This is a genomic window from Sphaerisporangium album (assembly GCF_003323745.1).
Lineage (GTDB): Bacteria > Actinomycetota > Actinomycetes > Streptosporangiales > Streptosporangiaceae > Sphaerisporangium > Sphaerisporangium album.
In genome coordinates this window covers 64,160-83,410 of sequence record NZ_QOIL01000003.1, presented here as the reverse complement: position 1 = coordinate 83,410, position 19,251 = coordinate 64,160, and the positions used below count along the sequence as shown (strand labels likewise).

The 19,251-nt window shown below is 68.2% G+C and carries 23 protein-coding genes and 1 tRNA gene; 3 read left to right on the top strand and 21 right to left on the bottom strand.

Going from position 1 to position 19,251, the window contains the following annotated elements; translation table 11 throughout:
* Positions 1–9 precede the first annotated feature (9 nt).
* Together DQ384_RS05570 and DQ384_RS05565 are read right to left on the bottom strand one after the other, a co-directional pair.
* Positions 10–531 (bottom strand): DUF6879 family protein, encoded by a 522-nt coding sequence (locus tag DQ384_RS05570; RefSeq protein WP_114027627.1) that lies wholly within the window; start codon positions 529–531, stop codon positions 10–12.
* Positions 515–730: a hypothetical protein gene (locus tag DQ384_RS05565; RefSeq protein WP_114027626.1), complete on the bottom strand. Its 216-nt coding sequence runs from the start codon at positions 728–730 to the stop codon at positions 515–517. Before DQ384_RS05565 ends, DQ384_RS05570 begins: the two co-directional genes overlap by 17 nt.
* Positions 731–883: 153 nt before the next feature.
* Between DQ384_RS05565 and DQ384_RS05560 the strand changes: the two genes are divergently transcribed.
* Positions 884–1,414, top strand: coding sequence for a hypothetical protein (locus DQ384_RS05560; protein ID WP_114027625.1), 531 nt, complete (start codon positions 884–886; stop codon positions 1,412–1,414).
* Positions 1,415–1,471: 57 nt separating this feature from the next.
* Here DQ384_RS05560 and DQ384_RS05555 read toward each other — a convergent pair whose 3' ends face one another.
* From DQ384_RS05555 to DQ384_RS05545, 3 genes are all read right to left on the bottom strand, one after another.
* Complete coding sequence (locus DQ384_RS05555) at positions 1,472–1,999, bottom strand: hypothetical protein (RefSeq protein WP_147268660.1); 528 nt, start codon at positions 1,997–1,999, stop codon at positions 1,472–1,474.
* 353 nt (positions 2,000–2,352) lie between these two features.
* The gene (locus DQ384_RS05550; protein WP_181871044.1) at positions 2,353–2,580 is read right to left on the bottom strand and encodes a hypothetical protein; all 228 of its coding nucleotides are present in this window, start codon (positions 2,578–2,580) and stop codon (positions 2,353–2,355) included.
* 44 nt (positions 2,581–2,624) lie between these two features.
* Complete coding sequence (locus DQ384_RS05545) at positions 2,625–3,290, bottom strand: HNH endonuclease family protein (protein WP_114027622.1); 666 nt, start codon at positions 3,288–3,290, stop codon at positions 2,625–2,627.
* A 79-nt stretch (positions 3,291–3,369) separates the two neighbouring features.
* On the opposite strand from DQ384_RS05545, the gene DQ384_RS05540 reads away from it, so the two are divergent.
* Together DQ384_RS05540 and DQ384_RS05535 are read left to right on the top strand one after the other, a co-directional pair.
* On the top strand, positions 3,370–3,555 hold the full coding sequence (locus DQ384_RS05540; protein ID WP_114027621.1) for a transposase: 186 nt from the start codon (positions 3,370–3,372) through the stop codon (positions 3,553–3,555).
* Positions 3,556–3,887: 332 nt separating this feature from the next.
* Complete coding sequence (locus DQ384_RS05535; protein ID WP_114027620.1) at positions 3,888–4,067, top strand: hypothetical protein; 180 nt, start codon at positions 3,888–3,890, stop codon at positions 4,065–4,067.
* A gap of 179 nt (positions 4,068–4,246) precedes the next feature.
* Here DQ384_RS05535 and DQ384_RS40280 read toward each other — a convergent pair whose 3' ends face one another.
* The 16 genes from DQ384_RS40280 to DQ384_RS05460 all read right to left on the bottom strand — a co-directional run bounded on the left by DQ384_RS40280 (position 4,247) and on the right by DQ384_RS05460 (position 19,032).
* The gene (locus DQ384_RS40280; protein ID WP_147268659.1) at positions 4,247–4,672 is read right to left on the bottom strand and encodes a hypothetical protein; all 426 of its coding nucleotides are present in this window, start codon (positions 4,670–4,672) and stop codon (positions 4,247–4,249) included.
* Between the two features lie 498 nt (positions 4,673–5,170).
* Positions 5,171–5,244, bottom strand: a tRNA-Asn gene (locus tag DQ384_RS05530).
* Positions 5,245–5,706: 462 nt separating this feature from the next.
* The gene (locus tag DQ384_RS05525; protein ID WP_245966264.1) at positions 5,707–6,048 is read right to left on the bottom strand and encodes a hypothetical protein; all 342 of its coding nucleotides are present in this window, start codon (positions 6,046–6,048) and stop codon (positions 5,707–5,709) included.
* A 352-nt stretch (positions 6,049–6,400) separates the two neighbouring features.
* Complete coding sequence (locus tag DQ384_RS05520) at positions 6,401–7,246, bottom strand: peptidoglycan recognition protein family protein (protein ID WP_114027619.1); 846 nt, start codon at positions 7,244–7,246, stop codon at positions 6,401–6,403.
* Positions 7,236–7,562 carry a putative phage holin gene (locus tag DQ384_RS05515; RefSeq protein WP_147268658.1) on the bottom strand — a complete coding sequence of 109 codons (327 nt, stop codon included), beginning with the start codon at positions 7,560–7,562 and terminating at the stop codon, positions 7,236–7,238. Before DQ384_RS05515 ends, DQ384_RS05520 begins: the two co-directional genes overlap by 11 nt.
* Complete coding sequence (locus DQ384_RS05510; RefSeq protein WP_114027617.1) at positions 7,555–7,758, bottom strand: DUF7620 family protein; 204 nt, start codon at positions 7,756–7,758, stop codon at positions 7,555–7,557. Before DQ384_RS05510 ends, DQ384_RS05515 begins: the two co-directional genes overlap by 8 nt.
* Positions 7,748–8,092: a hypothetical protein gene (locus tag DQ384_RS05505; RefSeq protein WP_114027616.1), complete on the bottom strand. Its 345-nt coding sequence runs from the start codon at positions 8,090–8,092 to the stop codon at positions 7,748–7,750. The genes DQ384_RS05510 and DQ384_RS05505 overlap by 11 nt, the downstream gene beginning before the upstream one ends.
* Before the next feature lie 184 nt (positions 8,093–8,276).
* Complete coding sequence (locus DQ384_RS05500) at positions 8,277–8,987, bottom strand: hypothetical protein (RefSeq protein WP_114027615.1); 711 nt, start codon at positions 8,985–8,987, stop codon at positions 8,277–8,279.
* Positions 8,988–8,997: 10 nt separating this feature from the next.
* A complete protein-coding gene (locus tag DQ384_RS05495; RefSeq protein WP_147268657.1) occupies positions 8,998–9,732 on the bottom strand; it encodes a hypothetical protein in 735 nt (244 codons plus the stop codon).
* Positions 9,722–10,873, bottom strand: coding sequence for a hypothetical protein (locus tag DQ384_RS05490; protein ID WP_114027613.1), 1,152 nt, complete (start codon positions 10,871–10,873; stop codon positions 9,722–9,724). The genes DQ384_RS05495 and DQ384_RS05490 overlap by 11 nt, the downstream gene beginning before the upstream one ends.
* A 36-nt stretch (positions 10,874–10,909) precedes the next feature.
* Positions 10,910–11,902: a phage tail family protein gene (locus DQ384_RS05485; protein ID WP_114027612.1), complete on the bottom strand. Its 993-nt coding sequence runs from the start codon at positions 11,900–11,902 to the stop codon at positions 10,910–10,912.
* Between the two features lie 11 nt (positions 11,903–11,913).
* Positions 11,914–12,582 carry a hypothetical protein gene (locus tag DQ384_RS05480; RefSeq protein WP_114027611.1) on the bottom strand — a complete coding sequence of 223 codons (669 nt, stop codon included), beginning with the start codon at positions 12,580–12,582 and terminating at the stop codon, positions 11,914–11,916.
* Positions 12,583–12,586: 4 nt separating this feature from the next.
* Positions 12,587–13,060, bottom strand: a complete 474-nt coding sequence (locus tag DQ384_RS05475) for a hypothetical protein (protein WP_114027610.1) — start codon at positions 13,058–13,060, stop codon at positions 12,587–12,589.
* Between the two features lie 65 nt (positions 13,061–13,125).
* Complete coding sequence (locus DQ384_RS05470) at positions 13,126–13,593, bottom strand: hypothetical protein (protein WP_114027609.1); 468 nt, start codon at positions 13,591–13,593, stop codon at positions 13,126–13,128.
* Positions 13,594–13,605: 12 nt separating this feature from the next.
* Positions 13,606–13,791: a hypothetical protein gene (locus tag DQ384_RS05465; protein ID WP_114027608.1), complete on the bottom strand. Its 186-nt coding sequence runs from the start codon at positions 13,789–13,791 to the stop codon at positions 13,606–13,608.
* A gap of 57 nt (positions 13,792–13,848) precedes the next feature.
* A complete protein-coding gene (locus DQ384_RS05460; protein WP_147268656.1) occupies positions 13,849–19,032 on the bottom strand; it encodes a hypothetical protein in 5,184 nt (1,727 codons plus the stop codon).
* Positions 19,033–19,251 lie beyond the last annotated feature (219 nt).

Genomic DNA, 19,251 nt, shown 5'->3' with positions numbered 1-19,251 from the left:
AGCAGCAGATCAGACGACGCGCTGGACGTAGTCGGCGTGCGGGATTGAGCGTTCCCACAACGTGTCACGGGCAACGCGGTATCTGTGGATCAAGGCGGCGTCGGTCTCGGTGACGAACGCACCGGCCCGGCCATCCCCGGGGAACACGCTGAGCACCAGCCGCTCGTCATCGAACAGCCAGCAGTCCTCTGGTGGGAAGTCGACGTCCGCGGCGAGGTGCCTGGGCAGATACCGGATGTCTTCGCCGGCTTTGACGTTGTCGCCGGCGATGTCGAGTAGCCATCGTGTGTAGGGAGTGTGTGGCACGGTGACGACTCTGACCCGCTGCATCACGCAGCCGGCGCCTGTCACCTCCCGGATGAATGCCTGCCACGGACGCCGCCACGCATGGTCGTCGTGCTCGCCAGCCTGCCACTTACGGAACGGCTCGTCCTCGTGGGCGACGTTGTAGCTGTCCTTCAGCTCAAGGTGGAAGGCCCGCGTGGCCGTACGGAAGTGCTGCTGAAACTCCTCCCTAGTCAGCAGATCCATGTGTCTCCTTCGGCAGGTGGTCCATCAGGCGCTTGGGAACGCGGATGATCAGCTCCCCGTCAGGGACGGCGCCGATGTCCGCGAGGGCCTCGGCGTCGGTCACGGTGAAGCCCTGGATGACGTACTCGTCACCGTCGGTGTCCCACAGCGTAGGGGAGTTACCGCCGTCCGTTTCCTTGCCAAGGAACTGTAGGCGCATTGATCTTTCCCTCTCCTGAGAGTTTCCCGAGATTTCTCGGCAGGCGCATCGTCGGTCTGTTGAACGGCGCTGTCAAGGTCGCGATTCCGCGTCTGCGACAGGCGGTATCGCTCGGGCAGTTCAGGCGTTCGCAGCTTCTGCGAGGATGCGGGCATGGCGGACTGGGCGAAGCTGATCGAGGCGATTGCCGGACTCGTGGGCGCGGTCGCATGGCCGATCGCAGTCGTACTCGCGGTATGGCTCATCATGCGCCGGCACCGCGACGCGTTCGAGCGGCTGATCGATCGGGTCACGTCGCTCTCTTTCGCGGGCGGGGAGATCGCTTTGGCCGAGTCGAAGTTGGACGCTCGCGAGAAGGAGCAGCGTCAGCGTGTGGATGCCCTTGAAGAGCAGCTCGCTGGGGATGACGCACCCGAGGATACGCGGCGAGTGATACTCCGCGAACTCACCAGTGAGGCCGAGACCCTGGGCAGGGTGAGCGCGAACAAGGACCTCCTCTGGCGCATTGCTGATCTCGCCCGTAACGACTCGCGTCATGACGCGGACTGGTGGATACGGAAGCTTGGAGCGGCGCCGACAGAGCAGGAGAAACAGGATGCCTTCCGGGCCGCCCTCATACGCAGGCTGCAGCGGAACGAGACCGCGTCCGAGGAGCAGATGCGGCCACAGGGCGAGGACGTCTGAGCCCGTGCGCCGTCGTCCCCGCGAAGTGGTAGGCGCTGGCATCGCAGCAAGACCGGGCTACGGCCAATGCGGCACCTCGACGAGCACGGGGCCGGCCAGTTCGTTACACGTCACCGACAGCGCGTCCGGCTCGCACATAAGCCCTCCGACCACGTAACCGAACTTCACCGAGCCTTGTGGCACGATCGTGGCATTGTGCGGCGGGTCGATGAGGAAGTTCTCCACCTGGGCGACGGAGACCCCTGTGGCCGTCTCGGCGCCAATGTTGCGCAGGAGGACCCGCTCTTTGGACAACCGCTCCAGCCGCCAGGCGATGGTGGGTTGCATATCCCGCATGGCCTCGATCTCCGTGAGCTGTTCGGCGGCCAGCGCCGAACGCTGGGCGGCTTGCGCGGATTCCTCGGAAGCCTCGGCCGATCGCCGTGCCTCCTCGACGGCTTTGTTCGCCGCTGCGAGCGCGGCGCGCTGTAGTCTGATGCCGTAGATCGCCACCACCAAGGCGGCGGCTGCGACCAGGAACGCTGCCCCGGTAGCGAGGGCCGATAAGGAATCTGTCCAGGACGGGGCGGTATCTGCTGTTGGCATGCGGAACTCCCTGCGATCGGGTGAGGGTTGATCGTAGGGCACCAACACGCCGAGACGGGGGTTATCCGCCGTCGCGTGTGGCTGCATCTCGGCCGATGATGGCGAGGCACTGCCCGCCGGGCGCACCGTCCCTGACCGCGTTCGACCATCAGTCACATGCGGTCGCGGCCATCGTGTTGGTAACCCCGGCTATTCGTCGTTGCGGAATGCCTTCCTCAGGTCGCAGGTAGCTCAGGCCGCTCACCACGGCGCGCCAGCTCGGCTGCGTAGGCAGCCTCGGGCGCGCCCGCGCATGACGACGGCGCCCCGCCCTCGGAGGGGGAGGTGCGGGGCGCCGTTTCCAATCTCTGGCTCTACTCCACGTCCATCTCCTCGAGCCCCGCGGGCAGACCCGCGGCGGCGGCGCGCACCACGGCGGCATGCACCCATTGCCCGTCGCGGCCGACGACCGTCAGCGGGCTGCCGGTGACGGTGTACCACTCTTCCGCGCTGGCGTACTGGACGGTGATGGTGGCCCGGTCGCCTTCGGTGTCGGTGGCCACGACGAGGTCGCCGGTGATGACGCCGACCTCGTCGGTCATCACTCCGCCCGGGCCGGCGACGACTGGTGTCTCGCGCCGGTCGCTCATGGGTGCTGGCGGCCGGGGCAGGTGTCGAGCATCTGGTCGAGCGCGGTCTTCTCCGCGGCGGTGACGGCTAGGCCGTAGCGGTACTTCACGTCTGTCCAGGCGCGGGCGTATGTGCACCAGTAGGAGCGCAGCGGCGGCTTCCAGTCGGCCGGGTTCTGGTCGCCTTTGGCTCGGTTGCTCGCGGCGGATACGGCGATGAGTTGCGGGTTGGTCAGGTCGTTGGCGAAGTCGCGGCGTTTGGCCGTGGACCAGGCGTCGGCGCCGGAGCGCCAGGCGTTCGCAAGCGGCACCATGTGGTCGATGTCGACCTGGGCAGCGGCGGTGAGCGTCTTGCCGTCGTACTCGCTGTGCCAGGTCCCGGAGACCGCCCGGCATTCGGCGTCGCGCTGGACGCCGGCGCCGTCGCGCTCGAGGACAACCTCGCGGGTGGAGCACGCCCCGCCCTGCTCGGCCCAGTGCGGGAACTTCGCCCGGGAGTACCCGGTCATCGCGTGCGGTTCGTCTACGGCCAGTTCGGCGAGCTCTACTTGCGCGGTCGCGGCCGGGGACGGCTCCGGCAGGGAGGGCGGGGATGCGGACGCCGGCGCGGCGGCCGAGCCGGCCAAGAGGACGACGGTGAGGTACAGCAGGGCGGCGGTACGCCGCGGGGGTGTGAAAGGCATGCCCCATCGGTACAGTGTCGCGCGCGGGATCTACTGGCGCTTTGCTATCCCTTGACCTGCGGATACTTACCCTTGCTGCGTGTCAGTGTGGGTCGGATCGGGGCATTTCACGATCGATCGGATTGTACTGAACGGCCGGCAGGTGCTGCGGATCCGGCAGTACGGGTTCCTGGTGGCCTACGCCCGGTCGGTGGCCGACGTCGCTCGGCACGTGGACCTGGCGGACTTGGTGGAGGTCGTTTCGCTGCCGGCGCGGAAGATGTGAGCGGACGAAGCGCCCTCACGCGGCGGGCCCAAACGATAGGGCAGGGGTCCTGGCTACTACCCCGGGGCCCCTGCCCACGCAGTTGGCTCGGCCACGAGTCCCCTGCTGACATGTGACCCTAGCGCGTCTACGCCAACACTCTCCGTAGGTAGTTGAAACCCGGCGTCATGATTGCGAGATGACCATCTCGCTAGTGACGGCTGCGCGCGGGTTGGGCAGCCGTTAGAGTTCATCTGCCGATAGCCGTCCGCTTACGGACCACTACTATCCGTAGTAATTCGGGCGGAATCGGACCATGCTCGGCCACAACGTTCAACCATCCGGAGTCCACCATGTCCAACCTGTCCCTTGCACTCTGCGGGGCCGGTGTCATCATCGCCGCGCTCGCAGCCACCGCCTACGCCATCCGCCGCACCTCCATCGCCGCCCCAACGCGGATCGTCGGGGTCGTGCTGGCCATGGCGGTGGTGATCGGCTCCATCCCCGCTCTCCTTGACTTCCTGTCCATCTGAGCCGCACCCAGGTCGCCAAGGCATAGCAACACCACGGCGCCCGCCCCCTGCCTGCGCACAGGAGGCGGGCGCCGTGCTTCAGGGCCGGACCATGCCAGGACAGCTGCAACCTAACGCCTGTTCGGTGCGTCCCCTATCAGGAGGCACCACCATGCGCGACGACCAGTTGGACCCGGACCTCACCCTTGAACTGCTGCTGATCTGGACGCTCCATCAGGAGGCAGAAGCCCTGGAACATCAGGGCCCGCCGAAGCCAAATCGATCGTGATGTGCGCTACGACTGGCGGCGCAACCAGCCCGCCGCGATCACAAGCCACCATCGCTTGCCGCTCCATCGAGTAGGCGAACGGGCCGCCGGCTTCGTCGAGCATCGCCACCAGTTCGGCTGCATCCCCCACCGTGTACGCCGTGATAGGCCCCCCGGGGTCGAGGGCCAGCACCGTGTGCAGGCCCTCTGCGGCGGCTTGTACAAGAGCTTCGCGGATCGCAGGCTCGGCGCCGGCTCGATGCGGACCGTCCCGCGGGTCAGCATGGATGGTCACAAGGCGCCACCGGGCCGTTTCCAGCCGCTTCTCCGACCACAGGGGCACGTTCTCAGTCTCCATGGCGCGGACAGTAGTGGCCCTGGCTACGGCGGCCGCCCCGGATCGCGAGAGCTTTGCCGTGAACACAAAGAAGCGCCCTCCGCCCTGGGTCCGAAGACCAAAGGGCGGAGGGCGCTCTCGTATCCCCGGGGAGAGGAAGTTTCAGTCGTTCCACCACGACGGGGGAGGCGGACGGGGGCGCTGGTCGCTGCTGGGTCAAGCCGATCTCGCCGCGTCGGGCGGCGACCCACTGCGCCGCTCGCATGCGTCCCTCGCTCACGAGCAGCCCACGCCGACCAGGCGCCGCCACGTGGTCGCTCACTTCCTCCCGGTATGGCGAGTTATGAAGGGTTTGTTCTCCGGGCAACCCGAAAGGATTTCTTTCAAGCTGGTTTCGAGTAACCATCATCGCCGCAGGTCAGGGTCAACTGTTTCCAATTCGGAAAGAGTTGAAGCGGGGCCGAGCGGCCCGAAGGCGACTCGGCCCCGTACGAGCAGGGGATCAGGTCCCCTTCGTTGCGCTTTCGACCGGATTCGAACCGGCGTTTCCGCCTCAACTGGGCGGCGTCCTCAGGCCACTAGACGACGAAAGCGCCCCAGCTATCCAGTCTCCTGGAAGAGATCCCCTGGACCTCTTGCCGCTGAGGCCCGCATTCCAGGGGAACAGCGGGCACTTCGAGCCGCACCGGAGTGCGGCGGTCTGGCACCTCTCCCGCCAGAGGACGGGTTAAGCGCCGTGGTGCCCGCCGCTGAGCCATCCCAGACCCCTCGATGGCTCAGTTGCGGGCGGCATCCCCGTATCTGGGGACGTTCCCGAGCGTACAGCGAGACGCCTCGCGTGGCGGAGTTTGAGCAGTTCAATTCGTCTTCCGAGAGACTGCTCAGACTCTGGAGGCTCACTGAGCCGGGCGAGGAGCCTCCGCGTAGTGCTCGATCCGGAGTTCCGGGTTGGGCGACAGAGCGCCGTTGAGCCTGGACGAAGCCCAGGCTACGCGCGAGACGGCCCGCGCTCCCTCCCTGGACGAAGAGAACGCGGGCCGTCTGCGCGAGCTGTCCTATCGCCGAGAGGCGCTGGAGTCCGTGCGCAGCCACGACGGCAGCAGCGCCTGAACCACCGGCAGCGCCATCACCCGGGCCACACCACCCGCGACCGCGAGAGCACCCGCGACCCACGGCAGCGCCGCGGGGACCCCTGAAGCGGCGACGATCATCGGCAGCGCCGCGGCGACACCGATACCGGTCTGGATGGCGGTGCGGATGGCCTTCTTGTTGGCGTCACTCATGTGCCCCTCCTTGGGGACGCCCGCCGCCACGGCGGGATGATCGGGTTCTTGCTCCTGCAGGAGCTCCGCGCGGCGCACCATCAGCAGCCGCGTCAGGTCGAGCAGCGGGTCCATCAGGTCTCGACGGGCACCGGGGTCTCGGCAAGCACCGGCGTGATGTCGAAGTAGTAGTCCTTGCCGGGCTCGAAGAACACGCTGGGGTTGTCGACCGCGATTCGCATCTCGCCGGACGGGTGTACCGGGCGTACCGCTGGTCCTCCGGCATGCTGGGGTCGTACTGGGCGGTGAACCGGTAGGTGCGCGTGCCCTGGGTGTGCTCGGGGGTGAACCGCTCGACGCTCTGGCAGCGGAACTTGGCGCGGGTGGTGGGCTGAGACATTGTTCTCCTGATCTGGGTCGGAAAGCAGAAGAACCAGCCGCGTTGGGCTGGTCGAGGGTTGACGGATGCTGACGGAAGTTGACGAGCTCAGCTTTTCGCCGGGGTCGGCGGCCGCCAGGACCACGACATGTTCCAGGTGTCCTCGTCGACCTGGCCCGAGCCGCTCTTCATCAGCCCGGTGGCCTGCTGGTAGTTGCGGCACACCGCGGTCGACTCCTCGCCGAACAGGCCGTCGACGTCGATCGACCAGCCGCGCTTCTGCAGTTTGGCCTGCCAGACGCGGACGTCCTCGCCTTGCATGTAGGGCTTGCCCTTGGTGTAGGTCAGGACCCGCCCCGGCCAGCGCGGCACGTCCCCCTCCCACACGATCTCGATCGGCTTCGGGGCCGGCTCGGGCTTGGACTTCGCCGGCGTGCTGTTGGCGCCCGGCCGCGGCGCGCCCTTGCGCACCCAGGAGTACAGCTGCCCGCCAGGGCAGTCGGTGGCGTAGCCGTCGCGGTGGCCCTTGATCTCCCGGCCGGCGCCGCCCTCATCGCGCAGGTACTCGATCGCGTCGAGGATGCCGTGCAGCATCCCGTCGGAGGGCACGACCAGCCCGGAGTTACCGACCAGGCCCAGCACCGAGTAATGGCCGGTGTTCAGGCCGGGGCCGTTGGCGGCGGTCAGATGACCCGGGCCGCGTCCGACGAACACCTTGCGGTGCGGGCAGGCCACCATCGAGTAGGCGATGTCCAGCCAGCCGTTGCCATCCATGTGCATGTTCTGGACGGCCTTCACCGCGGCGACGCACCGGTCGTGGTCCTCGGCTAGGCGCGGGTCGACCCGGCCGCCGGTGTAGTGGACCTTCACCCCGCGGGTGGATCGCACCGTCGAGTACGACCCGCGTGGCGCACGGGCGCCCCATTCCTTGCGGGTCACCAGATCAATGGCCATATTGGGCGTCCTTTCGCTGCCGGCGCGCCTGCCGCCAGGTGCGGATGATGATGCTCAGCCGCCAGGCGAGCACCACGGGGATCGCGGCGAACGAGGCGGTGCGAGCGAACAGGAACCAATCGCCGTCGGGGACGATCAGGCGTAGCGCCCACAGCGACAGGCACAGCCCGAGCGCCGCCTGGAAGACGAACACGTGGATCCCCTGGGATGTCCGCCACCAGCGGGCCAGCAGCATCTGCGCGGCCACGCAGGCATCGGCCAGAACCGCCGACAGCACCACCAGCACGGTGCCCACGGCGTACATCGCGTCAGTCACGCCTACCCCCGAACGCGTCGTTCATGATCGCTTCGAACCCGTTCTCTTCACGCAGGCGGCGCAACATCGCGGCCAGCGAGTACTTGCTACGGGCCCGCTCGCGTGCTTCGCGAGCGTCCTGTTCGGCGCGGCGCCGGGATTCAGCGACCAGACGCGCCGCCTGGTCCAGGTCTGGCCGCTGCTCGTCACGTGTCATGGCCCGCCTCGATCTGGCGTGTCTGAATCGTCTGCAGGAGCGCCGCGGCGAGCTGCGTGCCCTCGGCCGCGGCGCGCAGCTCGGCGCGGCGCTCTTCGTCGTGGGCGCGTCGGGTCACCTCGTGGGCCTCCCGCTCCGCTTCCCATAACCGGCGCCACTCCTCGGCGTCCTCGTTGGCCTCGGCGATCCGGGCGTCCCGGTCTGCGCGGACATCGTCCACGACCGACCGGTGGACCAGGACGCCCTTGAGGACCAGGCCGACGGTGGCGAAGATCACCGCCAAGGTGATGCCGACCAACGATCCCTGAGCCCACGGGATGGTCGCCAGGTCCACTCGGCCTACTTTCCAGGTCAGGTGCCACCCGCCAGGCGGAGCCCGCGCAGCGGCACGTCGATGCGAAATGCCTGCTTGCGGGACGCCATGCCAGCCAGGCGGTACGGTCGGCACGGCCCCGCCGACCGCGAAGCCCGGCTCACCACCCGATCGAGTGCCGACGAGCCGATCGCCAGGCCCACACTCAGCCGTCTCTCAGAACCGGGACTTCGTCCACAGCCGACGGCTGATCAGATGGCGCGCTGGGAGCAGCGTGGTGCGCCGCGTACGCGGCCCGTGCCTGCTCGACCAGCTTCCGCTTCGCCTCGACGTCCTCGACATCGAGACAGGACGCCGCGTGGCCTCGCATCCACTCCAGCGGACACGGCGCGGCCGGCGCAGTTCGTCGCAGCCCAGCACGGGCCGTAGACGCCCGCGGGACGGGCGACACCACCCGCACCCGCTCCTTGGCCGCCTCGATCCTGGCCAGATGCGCCTGGCGGGCGTCATCGAGCGACGCTGCGGTCATCAGCGTCATCTCCGCGTTCCCGGCCGCGGTCGCCGTCGCCTGCGGCTGCGCGGCCGGCGTCGGCTGTTCCACCACGCCCTGGGGCGTCCACACCACCACTGCCGAGGCCTGCGGAGGCGGTTGGTCGGGCGGGGGGATGTGCGGCTCGTGCAACGCCATGTCGAGCGCCTGCGCCACATGCTGAGGGTCGGCCGGGTCCAGGCCGTACTCGGCGATCCGCCACGCCACGGTGGACACCGGCAAGAAATGAGTGATCCGGCCCTGCGGAGTGTCCAGGTCGATGTCCCACCGGTCCGCCGCGACCTCCTGGAGCGTGCGGTCGGGCCCGACCTCGTACTGCGTGGCAGGGCTAAGCCGTACCTCGGCGATGGTCCACTCCTCGGCCACTGCCACCTCCTCATGTGCGGAAGCTGCAGTAATCGATCTCTTTGCCGGTGCTGTTGCTCCAGCTCACAGTGAACCCGGTCGTCGAGCTGGCGGTGACGCACCAGGTGAAGTTGGGGGTGGCGGCGCCGTCGCGGACGCAAGCCACCGGCCGCATCGTGCTCGCCATCGTCGGCCCGTAGGTGACGATCCCGCCGGACCCGCCCGAGCCGACCGTCACACCACCGACGATCATGCCCCAGTACGAGTTCGCGCTGTTGTTCGCGAACCGGCCCACGAGCGATGTTCTGTCGGCCTGGTGGTACCAGTAGTTCTGAAACTGGTCGGCCGTGCCGAAGTACCCTGAGGCGGCGAAGTCGACGCCGAGCTGCAGCATGCCGCCGTCAGCCTGGTCAGCGACCGCACCCATGTGCAGTACCTGGTAGGTGTCGGCCCGGTGCAGCACTTGGAACTTGTTGCCTGCCGTCCCCGCTTCGCCGATCATGCCGATCCCGGTCGCCCCACCGTCGCTGCCTGCGACGATCCGCGCGTAGCTGGTCCCGCTGTCGGGGTAGAACCGCAGCTCCGGGAGACCGTCCTCGCCGATGGCCAGGACGATCCGCGGACCGCCATCGGCGCCGATCTGAAGCTTGCCTCCGCTGATCTGATCCAGCGCCGGGCGGGTCTGTGCGGCCGCCATCAGCAGCTGCAGCATCCGTTCCAGCACCTGCACCCGGTCGGGCAAGTCCATCGGGTAGCTAACCGCCATTGCTGCCCCCGTAGATCAGCGTGGCCTCCTCGACATCGTTGTCGCGCCGCGGTGGGCGCACCTCGAGCCCGACGACCGGCCAGTCACGGACGAACGAGGCCACGCCGTCGACCTCGGGATAGCGTTCGTTGACCAGACGCAAGGCGGCAGTGTCGCCGAGATCGTGCGGGGTGAGTGTCGGGTTGTCCGGCAGTTGCACCGTGGTGGTGTAGACCCGGGTCACCCCGGGCGCGGTCGCGGCCCAGAACTGCGCGAACGCGTTGAGGGTGGGCAGGTCACGGACGTCGGGGTAGGACGCTGTGCGGTCGATCCGGGGCCAGCCGTCGTTCAGGTGCTCGGTCGCCTCGGCGACCTGCGATACCAGCGGCCCCGATGCAAGCGACAGATCGTTGGACGTCGAGGCGCCCTGGGCGCGCCACCGGGTACCGCCCCGGGTCGCGTCCACCTCTTCAGACCAGGACAGCACGTTGCCCGGCTGGGAGTAATCGTGGCGTGTGTTGACCTTCCCGAGCGTCGGGTAGCCGTACACCAGCTCCCGCACGCGCGCGCGTCCGGCGATGCGGGTGTTGATCCGGTACTGGAAGCCGTTCTGCGCGTTGGCGAGTTCCTGCAGCTTCTGCCCGTAGCGGGCGTTGTCGGTGGCGGCGATGATCAGGTCCTGCAACACGCCGGTGTCCCCGGCCGGGAGCAGGATGCCCAGGTCCGCTCGCGGGTCGGATTGCATGTGCCCGACGAGCTGGCGGGCGATCTCGATTTGATCCAGGCCGATGTAGGACAGGTCCGCCTGGATCTCGACCTGTTGCATGAACCCGTCCAGGCTCATGCCCTTGACGTCGGCCACGGGGGCCTGGCCGCCCTGTTGAGACACTTTGCCGTACCACAGCCAGTACGACCCCCACAGGTCATCGCCGCGGATGACGTGGATGATGTGCCGGCCGACGCCGCTGGACCGGTCGCCGGTGTCCCGCGGCATGACGCGGTTCCACAACTTCGACAGCCGCAGGTCCGCGAGCTCCAGTTTGCCGGTGAAAACACCCGGCATGTTGATCCGATGGTCGTAGGTGACGTTGTCGAACTCGACGTCGGCGACCTCGCGGTCGGTCAGCAAGTCGCAGATCAGGTACCGGTAGGGGACGGCCACGCCTCGCCCCCGTCTCCCAGTCCAAGCCGGGGCGGACTACCACCACGTGCTGCGCCAGAAGACGTCGAACCCGCCGGCCCCGCCGGCGTCGGGGATGTACTGGATCGGCCAGGTGCCACCAGGGAGGGTGAGCCGCTCGACGGGGACGCTGAAGGCGTCGAGGCGGACGTAGTCGGCGAGCTGCACCGTGCCGGGAGTGTTGTACACGCCCAGGTCGCCGTTGGCGGTGTCGACGTCGAGCCGCTCGCCGGTGCCGATCGCGACGTTGAACGCCAGGATCCGGTCAGCGAGCTGGATGCGCGGGGTGGTGACGGGGCCGTGGAAGCGGAACCGCGGGCTCGCGGGGGCGTTGCCGGGGTTGGTCAGCGTGCCACCGGCAAGGTCCAGGCGTACGGCGTTGAAGTCGGTGCCGAACCGCCTGGGGTCGCTGCAGGCCCACTGGATGAGGATGTTGGAGACGCCGATACCGAACAGGTCCGGTGGCGCGTCGGCCTGGATGATCGCGCCGAAGGCGATCAGCACCTTGCCACGGGTCCGGATCGCAAGCGGGTACTCCTCGGCACCGTCCGGCGGCGCCCACGAGTTGATCATCGCGTCCAGCGAGTCCTGGAACGTCGGCGAGTCGTCGTTGAGCTGGACGGTGGCGTTGACGATGCGCTGGCCGGCGAGCTTGCGCCCAGGCCACGCGCCATGCCGCGAGCCGCGCTCCACGTTGCCGTTGCTGAGCTTGATGCTGTCCCAGCCGGTCAGCTTCGGCGATGGGCGGTACTGGTTGGACGGCGACCACAGCATGCCGTTCCACTCGATCTCGCCGTCTCTCGTGATCAGCGACCCGGGGATGTGCGGCGCGCTGACCTGCATCGGTGGATAGATGAACGGCGTGACGAACGGCCCGCTGGTGAACTGCTGGTCACGCGGATACCGAAACGGTGTCTCGAACGGCGGGAGAGCAGCCTCAGCGTCGTAGCTGACGAGCGGCGGCCGGCGGACGACCTGCCGGACCGGGATGCCGCGGCCGAGACGAGCCACCAGCTACCTCCCTACCAGGACGCCGCCCTGTGGACGGCAGACCGCAGAAACACGGGACGTGGCGGCATGTCGATGTTCGTGGGCCCGATCCACCCGTCCGAGCTCACATCGAAGTCGTCCAGGTACGCGTCCGTGGCGACCGAAACCCGGACCACCTCCTGCGTGGAGACAGATCCCGCCAGGTTGGCCGCCGTGGTCACGGAGCCCGAAACGGTGAGACTCTCGGGACTGTTGTAGCGGCGCAACTCAGCCCCGCCGGTGGTCGACCAGAAGCCCTCCAGGCGCACCCACGCGTTCAGCGGGACCGTCCCGGAGAGATTGACTGTGGCGCCACCGCAGATCAGGTCCAGGGTGCCGTCCGCTCGGGTATTGATGCCGCCGCTGTAGGTCCCCGAGGCGTCCAGACCGGTCCACAGCCGCACCAGCGACCCGGTGTAGTGCCCCTGCAACCAGGCATAGAACCGGATCCAGAAGGCCGGCGCCGGGAGCTCATGCCCCACCGACCGGAACCCGGCGGCCGGGAGCTTGGCGCTCAGCGTCCCGGAGTGGGCGTGAGTGGAGGAGTAGACGACGGACCCGCTGACGTAGCCGAGCGGGTCCCCGCTGGCCCCTCCCGACCCCGCCACAGTGATCACCGAGCCATCGACGCCTCCGTCGAAGGAATTACGGAGGGTGGTCACTTGCCTAGCACCGCTCGAACCAGGCCGAGGCGCGGCAGTTCAGGGGCCCTGCTGGGGAGGTGACCCGGATGACGAACCCCTCACCGAGTGCAGAGTCGGGGGTGTCACCGAGCGGAAAGTCGTACGGCAGCAGCCCTGCGAACGGGGTGATCGGATACTCCTCCAGTGGCGTAAGTATGGTCGGCTCGCTCGTCCACGCCTTGGCGGCCGAGAACCCGGTACCCGGCAGCCGGCCGTACGCCTGGTTGACATTGACCGTGGTGGAAGCAGAGCTCGGCGCGTTGGTGATGAACGTCGCGGCGCACACCTCGACCAGCACCACGGCCGCCGTCGGCAGGGTGCCCTCGAAGCCGATCCGGAACTTCTTCAAGTCCGCGCCGAACTGGGCGCCCGCCTTGACGCCCAGCACGCTGCGCGGCGTAAGAGCGGTCAGGCTGACCGTGCTGCCGGTGGTGATGCTGTAGCCCGACTTGGCCACGAGGCCCCCTCTACATGCGAAACCCCCGGCAGGATGCCGAGGGCGGGACGGTGCTGGGACGGAGGTCAAAGCGCCACGACGGGCCCGACCAAAGGCACGGACCAGATGCCGTTGACGTGGAAGTTGAGCGTGAACGTCCCGTCCTGAACGGGCAGGTCAACCCCGAAGCAGCGCACCTGGAACGCCTTGTTCGCCATGCTGGAGATGTAGATCAGATAGCCGCGCGCGATGAACGAAGCCGACGGCCACGCAAGCGGCGACGCGGTGAACTTGATCGTCCCCGGGGCGGTGCCGGACTCGGCGATCACCTGCGTCAGCGGTTTCCCACCCGGGTCATATCCCGGCCCCACGACCTCGCCGACATTGAGAGGCGCGACGTTGTAGACGGGGTTGACCTGCGAGAAGTTCGCGCTTAGGGCGCTGGTGTAGAGGGCGAGCCGGAGCGACACCCCAGCCAGATTCAGGACGTGGCCACCGTTCCACCCCTTCAAGACGGTGTCGACGAACGTGCCATCGCGGTCAAGACCAGCCACCAGGCCTCCTCATCAGAGATTGACGGTGACGTCCTGGCGGCCGTCGGCGTGCCGGGTGATCACGTGGCCCTGCGGGGTGGTCTCGCTGATCGACTGGCCGTGACGGATCGGCCGCACGTTCTTGGCCTGCAGCCACTCGGCGTAGGTCAGCCCGCACGACTCATCCCAGGCGGTCTCGTCGAGATCGATTTCGGACATTCGAATGCATGCCTCCGTGAGCAGTGAGATGGCGGAACGCGGCTGGGCCACCGCAGCTCACCCGCGGCGACCCAGATAGGACAGCTCCTCAGCTGTCTCCCGCACCGAGCCGCGAGGCGACTCGAAGTAGTTCTCCACGAGCAGCGCCGGACCCTGCTGCGGCGCGCTCGCGCCGGCAGCATCACGTGCCAGGTTGGCGCCGCGGGGGCCCATCTCCGACCCGGCCGGGGCCGCGGCCACGCCGGAGTAGTACGCCCCGCCGCCGCCCATCTGCGGCGCCGACCGCTGCGCTGACCGGCGCGGCTGGGTGCCGCCCGACCCCGTGCCGTTCAGAGGCAGCGACCGAGACACCTGCGCCGCAGACGCGGCGACCACCGAGCCGAACGCCCGCCCGGCCGACTGCCCGATCAGACCCGCCGCGCCACCCACCCCGGCCAGCGCCCCGGCGTACGCGGCTGCACCCACGATCGACCCCGAGTCGCCGCCCGAGTACCCGTCGATCTGGTTGGTGGGCTTGGGCTTGGGTTTCAGCTCGGCGGACAGGTGGCCAGTGTTGCTGGGCTTCTTCGGCTTCGGCCCGCGGTCGTAGGTGACGTCGTTCGGGTCGGTGCGCGGCGGCGGCTTCGTGCTGGTCTTGGTGGTCTTCCTCGTGGTCGTGGTGGTGGTCTTCTTGGCGGGGGCCTTGATGCTCGTCCCTCCGCCGTTGCTGGCCAGCGAACCGGCCTTGGACACTGCGGCGGTCAGGCTGGTGATCGCCTTGGTGAGACTGCTGATCGCCGTGGTGAGCTTGGCCGTGCCGGACGTGGTGGTGCTGGCCGCTTGCCCGGTGGCGGTGGCGACCTTTCCGGCGGCCTGCCCCGCCGAGGAGATCGTCCGGGTCAGCGTGCCGGTTTCCCCGATCGTCGCCGACAGCAGGCCCGTCGCCCCGGCGAGCCTCTCGTTGAGACCGCTGCTCACCTGGTCCAGGCCCGCGGTCATAGCGCCCAGGTTGTCGATGGTCACCCGCAGCCCGCCGGTCGCCGAACCGGTGGACATCACCGGCGTCGACGCGCCGGCCACCAGGCCGTTGGCCGCCGCCACGATCGCGAGCTTCTTCGGCAGCAGCTGGTAGCCGAACTCGTCGGCGATCACCCCGAGGATCTGGGTGCTGCGCTGCCTCTTGGACTGCGCGAGCGGAATGTAGCCTTCGCCCTGCGTTTCCGGTTCATTCCACACGCGGATCGTCCCGGGTTGGGCGATCTCGGCGACATGGTTCTCCGCGCCGCCGGCGAAGTGCGCGACCCCGCCGTCGCCGAACCGGACGATGCCGCCGTCGGCCTTGTTCTTGACCGTCTTGTTGGCGTTGTTGGCGTCGCGCAGGGCCTGCCTGCTCAGGTCGTCCTGGTACTCGGTCTTCACGAAGATCGTGAGTTCCTTGGATCTGAGCTGCGCGATCATGTCCCGCAGGTCCTTGGCGGACTTGGTCGCCTTGTCGGCCTGCTCCTTGCTGATTCCGTACTGCTTGGCCAGGTTGTAGACCTGGTCCTTGGCGTCCTTGGACTTGCCGGCCAACTCGAAGAGTTTCGGCAGCTGACGCAGGATGGCTTCCTTCGACCGGTCAGCCGCCCCCGCCGCGTCGCCGGTGTTTCTCGCGAGATCGGCCTGCTTGCGCGCTGCTTCGTCGACCTTGCCGATGTACCCGGAGAACTGATCGCGCGCCCGGATGATCGCGTCCCGCTCGGCGTCGGTCTTGGCCTTGTTCAGGTCGAGTTTCCCGTTGGCGCGGTCGATCGCCTCCTTGACCTGGTCGTAGTCCCCCTTCAGCTCTTGCAGAGCGCGCGCTGCATCGGTGTTCTGAGAGAAGAGCCCCAGCGAGGTGGAGAAATCGCTGAGCTTCTTATTCGCGCCATCGATGGCGCCAGCAGCAGCGTCGGTGGGCTGCACGGACTTACTCACGACGTCGGTGTACTGCGGGAAAAGATCACGCAGTTTGGACAGGGGTGTCCCGGCGTCCTGCGCCTGCTTGGTGATCCCGGCGAAAAGCTTCGCGGCCTCCTGTGACTGGCCGGACGCCACCATGTTCGCCAGGGCCTGGTCGAGGTTCTCGACCCGCTTCGCGCCGTGGTCGAGGGATACTCCGACCTCGCCGCCCAGCCTGTTGGCGAATCCGCCGATCTGGGTGTCGAGCTCGTCCCACCAGTGCTCCGAGGACATCCGCTGGACGACGTCGCCGATGCCCTCAAGTCCTCGCCCATCGAGGAGACTGAATTTCCCCTGCAACTGGTCTACGACGTCGGCGGCGGGCTTGCCCCCGTTGACGAAGTCCCCCAAGTGCCGAGTGAAGTTGGGCAAGTTCACGTTCAGCCCGGACAGCTCGCTGTCCAGCATGCCCACACCGAGAGCTAGCCCGGTGATCGCTGTCGCCATGCCGGCGCCCTTGAGGACATCCCCGAGGCCGGAGAACTTTCCACGGGCCGTGCCCGCCGCGTCGCCGGCCTTGCCGACTTCGCCGCGCAAGCCCTGGAAGAAGCCGATCACCCCGGTGACGGTCTGATAGCCCTTGACCGCGAGCATGACACCGGCGATGGCCAGCGCGGCGGCCTGGATCTGGCCGGGCGACATCTTGGACAGAAGGTCCGCGAGGAGCAGGAATCCGCCGAGCTTGATCGTCGTACCGAGCTTGGCCGCCGCGAAGATCGCGCCGACCCCGCCAGCGATCGCCTGAATCTGTTCCGGCGACATGGCGGCCAGCTTGTCGCTCAGGCCGACGAGGAAGTCGAGCGCCCCCTGCCCGGGCGCGGCCGCCGCCTGGAGGATCTTACCGACGGCGATGCCGATGTTCTCGAAGATCGTCTGGACCTTGGGAAGGTTCTCTTGGGCGTAGGCGATGAACGCCTTGAAACCGGGGCTGTTCTCCAGGTTGGTGCCCCAGTCGGCGAATCGCCGGGTGATGTCGACGACCCAGTCACGCAGGTCTCCGGCGTAGGGGAGGAATGCCTGGATCATGCCGGCCGCGCCTTGACCTACGTTGAGGGCTGCGACGCCGAAATCGTCGATCGCGCCGGGAATCTCCAAGGAGAGCCGGGCGATGAACCTGTCCCAGAACGGGTTGGCCAGCGCGGTTTCTGCGTGGTATTCCAGGAGGCTGAACCCGGTCGCCGCGCCTCGGACCAGGGGGTCGAGCTTGGGCAGGGCCGAGCCGACCAGGTCGAGCCCCTTGGAGATCACCGGGAAGACGTCCGGCTGCAGGCTCTTCTGCCACTCTTCGTAGCTCTTCTTGAAAGCGGTGATGTCCTTGGCCAGGTCGCGCTCGGCCTTGGACAGCTGGGACATTTTGGTGATGGCCCCACCGGCGGCGCCGCCGCTCTGCTCCATGGCGGCCTTGGCCTGCAACTGCTCCAGTTTCAGGCGGCGGGCCGCCATCTCGGCTTCGCGGTGGCTCTTGACCAGCCGTTCCTGGGCGTCGACGACCTTGGCCTGGGCGTCGGCGACGCGGCGATGTGCGTCGGCGACCTGCCGCTGGGCGTCCCCGACCCGCCGGGCGTTCTCTTCATCCACCCGTGCGACGTTTGCCCGCGCATCAGCCAGATTGCGCTCTGACTGCTCAAGGCGGCGGTTTGCCACCTCAAGGGCGTCTTTTGCGTTCTGTACCCTGCCGCTGCCCTCGACGCCCTTCGTGTCTGACTCGGCCTGCTCGGCCTGGACCCGTTGCAGCTGAAGCTCGAGCTCCTTGAGCCGCTGCACCGCCCGGTCGTAACCAAGCTGGGCCCGCTCCTTGTCACGAGCCGTCGCACGCGGATCCCTCAGGGTCGCGTTCAGCTGGGCCTGCGCCTGCTCCAGGTCCAGGACCGCCTGACGCTGATCGAGCTGGGTGTCGGTCAACCTGTTGGACAGGTCCTCGGCATCGCGGACCGCTTGACGGCGCGCCTCATTGAGATCTTGCTGGGCGCGCAGGACGTCACGCTGGGCATCACCGACCGCGCGCTCTGCATCCTGGACCTGCCGCAACGCCTCGGCGTGACGGCGAGCCCCGTCCTCAGCCGTGCGAGCCAGGTCGTCGGCAGCGCGCGCCTCGTCTTCCTGGGCGCGCGTGACGTCGTCGATCGCCCCCTTCAGAGCGCGCTTGGCCTGCGCGACCGCGGTGGCCGCGTCGCGGACCCGGTTCTGGGCCTCGGCCAGCTGCAGCGCCCGCGCCGCGGCCTCGGCTTGCGAGGCGGCCAGGCTCTTGCCTGCCCCGCCGGCCGAGCGGGAGGCGTTCTCCTGCTCCGTCAGGGCCTCGTTGACCCGGCCCAGGCTCGGCACCGCAACAGCGGCGAACCCGGCGGCTCCCGCACCGGCCGCACCGAACGCGGCACCCAGACCGGCCGCACCGAACGCCAGCGATGACAGCGCAGGTACCGCGGCCAGGCCGGCGATCGCGGCGGCCACCATCCGCAAGCTCGCCAGCGCGCCGGCGACGTCCACGTTCACCCGCGCGTTGGCGGTCCGTCCGTCAAGCCGCGACACCTCGGCGCTGACCGCCGCCAGGGCGGCCGCGGCCGCAGCGGCGTCCGCACGGATGTCGATGGTCGCCGACTCGCCGTCGACCCGGCCGAGCTCGGCCTGGATGGCGCGCACCTCCGCCAGCGCGCCGGCCGCGTCGATATCGATGCCGACCCGCTTGCTACCCAGCGTCTCCAATCGCACCCGCAGATCGGCGATCTGCCGCTGCGCCGCGCTGGAGTCGGCATTCAGTGGAATCTTCGGCAGAGACCGGGCGGCCGCATCGACCTGAGCCCGCAGCCGCTCGGCGAACGCCCCACCCCGGACCTCGACCTCCACCGGCACCTGCACGACGGTCTCGTCCAGGCGCTGGGCCTCGCGGACCACCGACTCCAGGTCCGCCAAGGCCTTGCCGATATCGGCGCGGATCTCGAAGGAGGTGTCGTTCTGGATGGACTCCAGCTCGGCCTGGATGGCGGCCATCTGCACCAAGGCCGCGCTCGGGTCGACGTCGACGCCGATCTTCTGATCGGCGAGGGCCTGGAGCTTGCCCCGCAGCTCGGCGATCTTGACCTCGGCCGGCAGTGAATCGGCGTTGATCTTGATGTCCGGAAGGCGCTTGAACGCCCCTTCCAACCTCTTACGAAAGCCCTCCGCCGCACCGGCCGTCTGCGCGAACTGCCTGTTCAGATCATTAAGAGACCCCTTGGCCTTCGACTCGCCGGCAACGAACTGGCTTACGTCCAGACGAAGCCTGGTCGTCAATGTGCGATCAGCCAACGAGGGTCACCCCTCACGGCCAAATCACTTGAGCCCGAAACATCAAGATCAACAGACCTAGCCGGGTCATAACGGATTGGAACTATTCACCGACCGGCCGCAGGTGATGCGTGCCATCATCGCCTGTGGATCGGGGGCCGATCACCGTATAGGAGCTCGAATGCGTACGTCTGGACTCGTGGTGTTAGCAGGCGCGCTCTGCCTGGTGGCGGGCTGTGG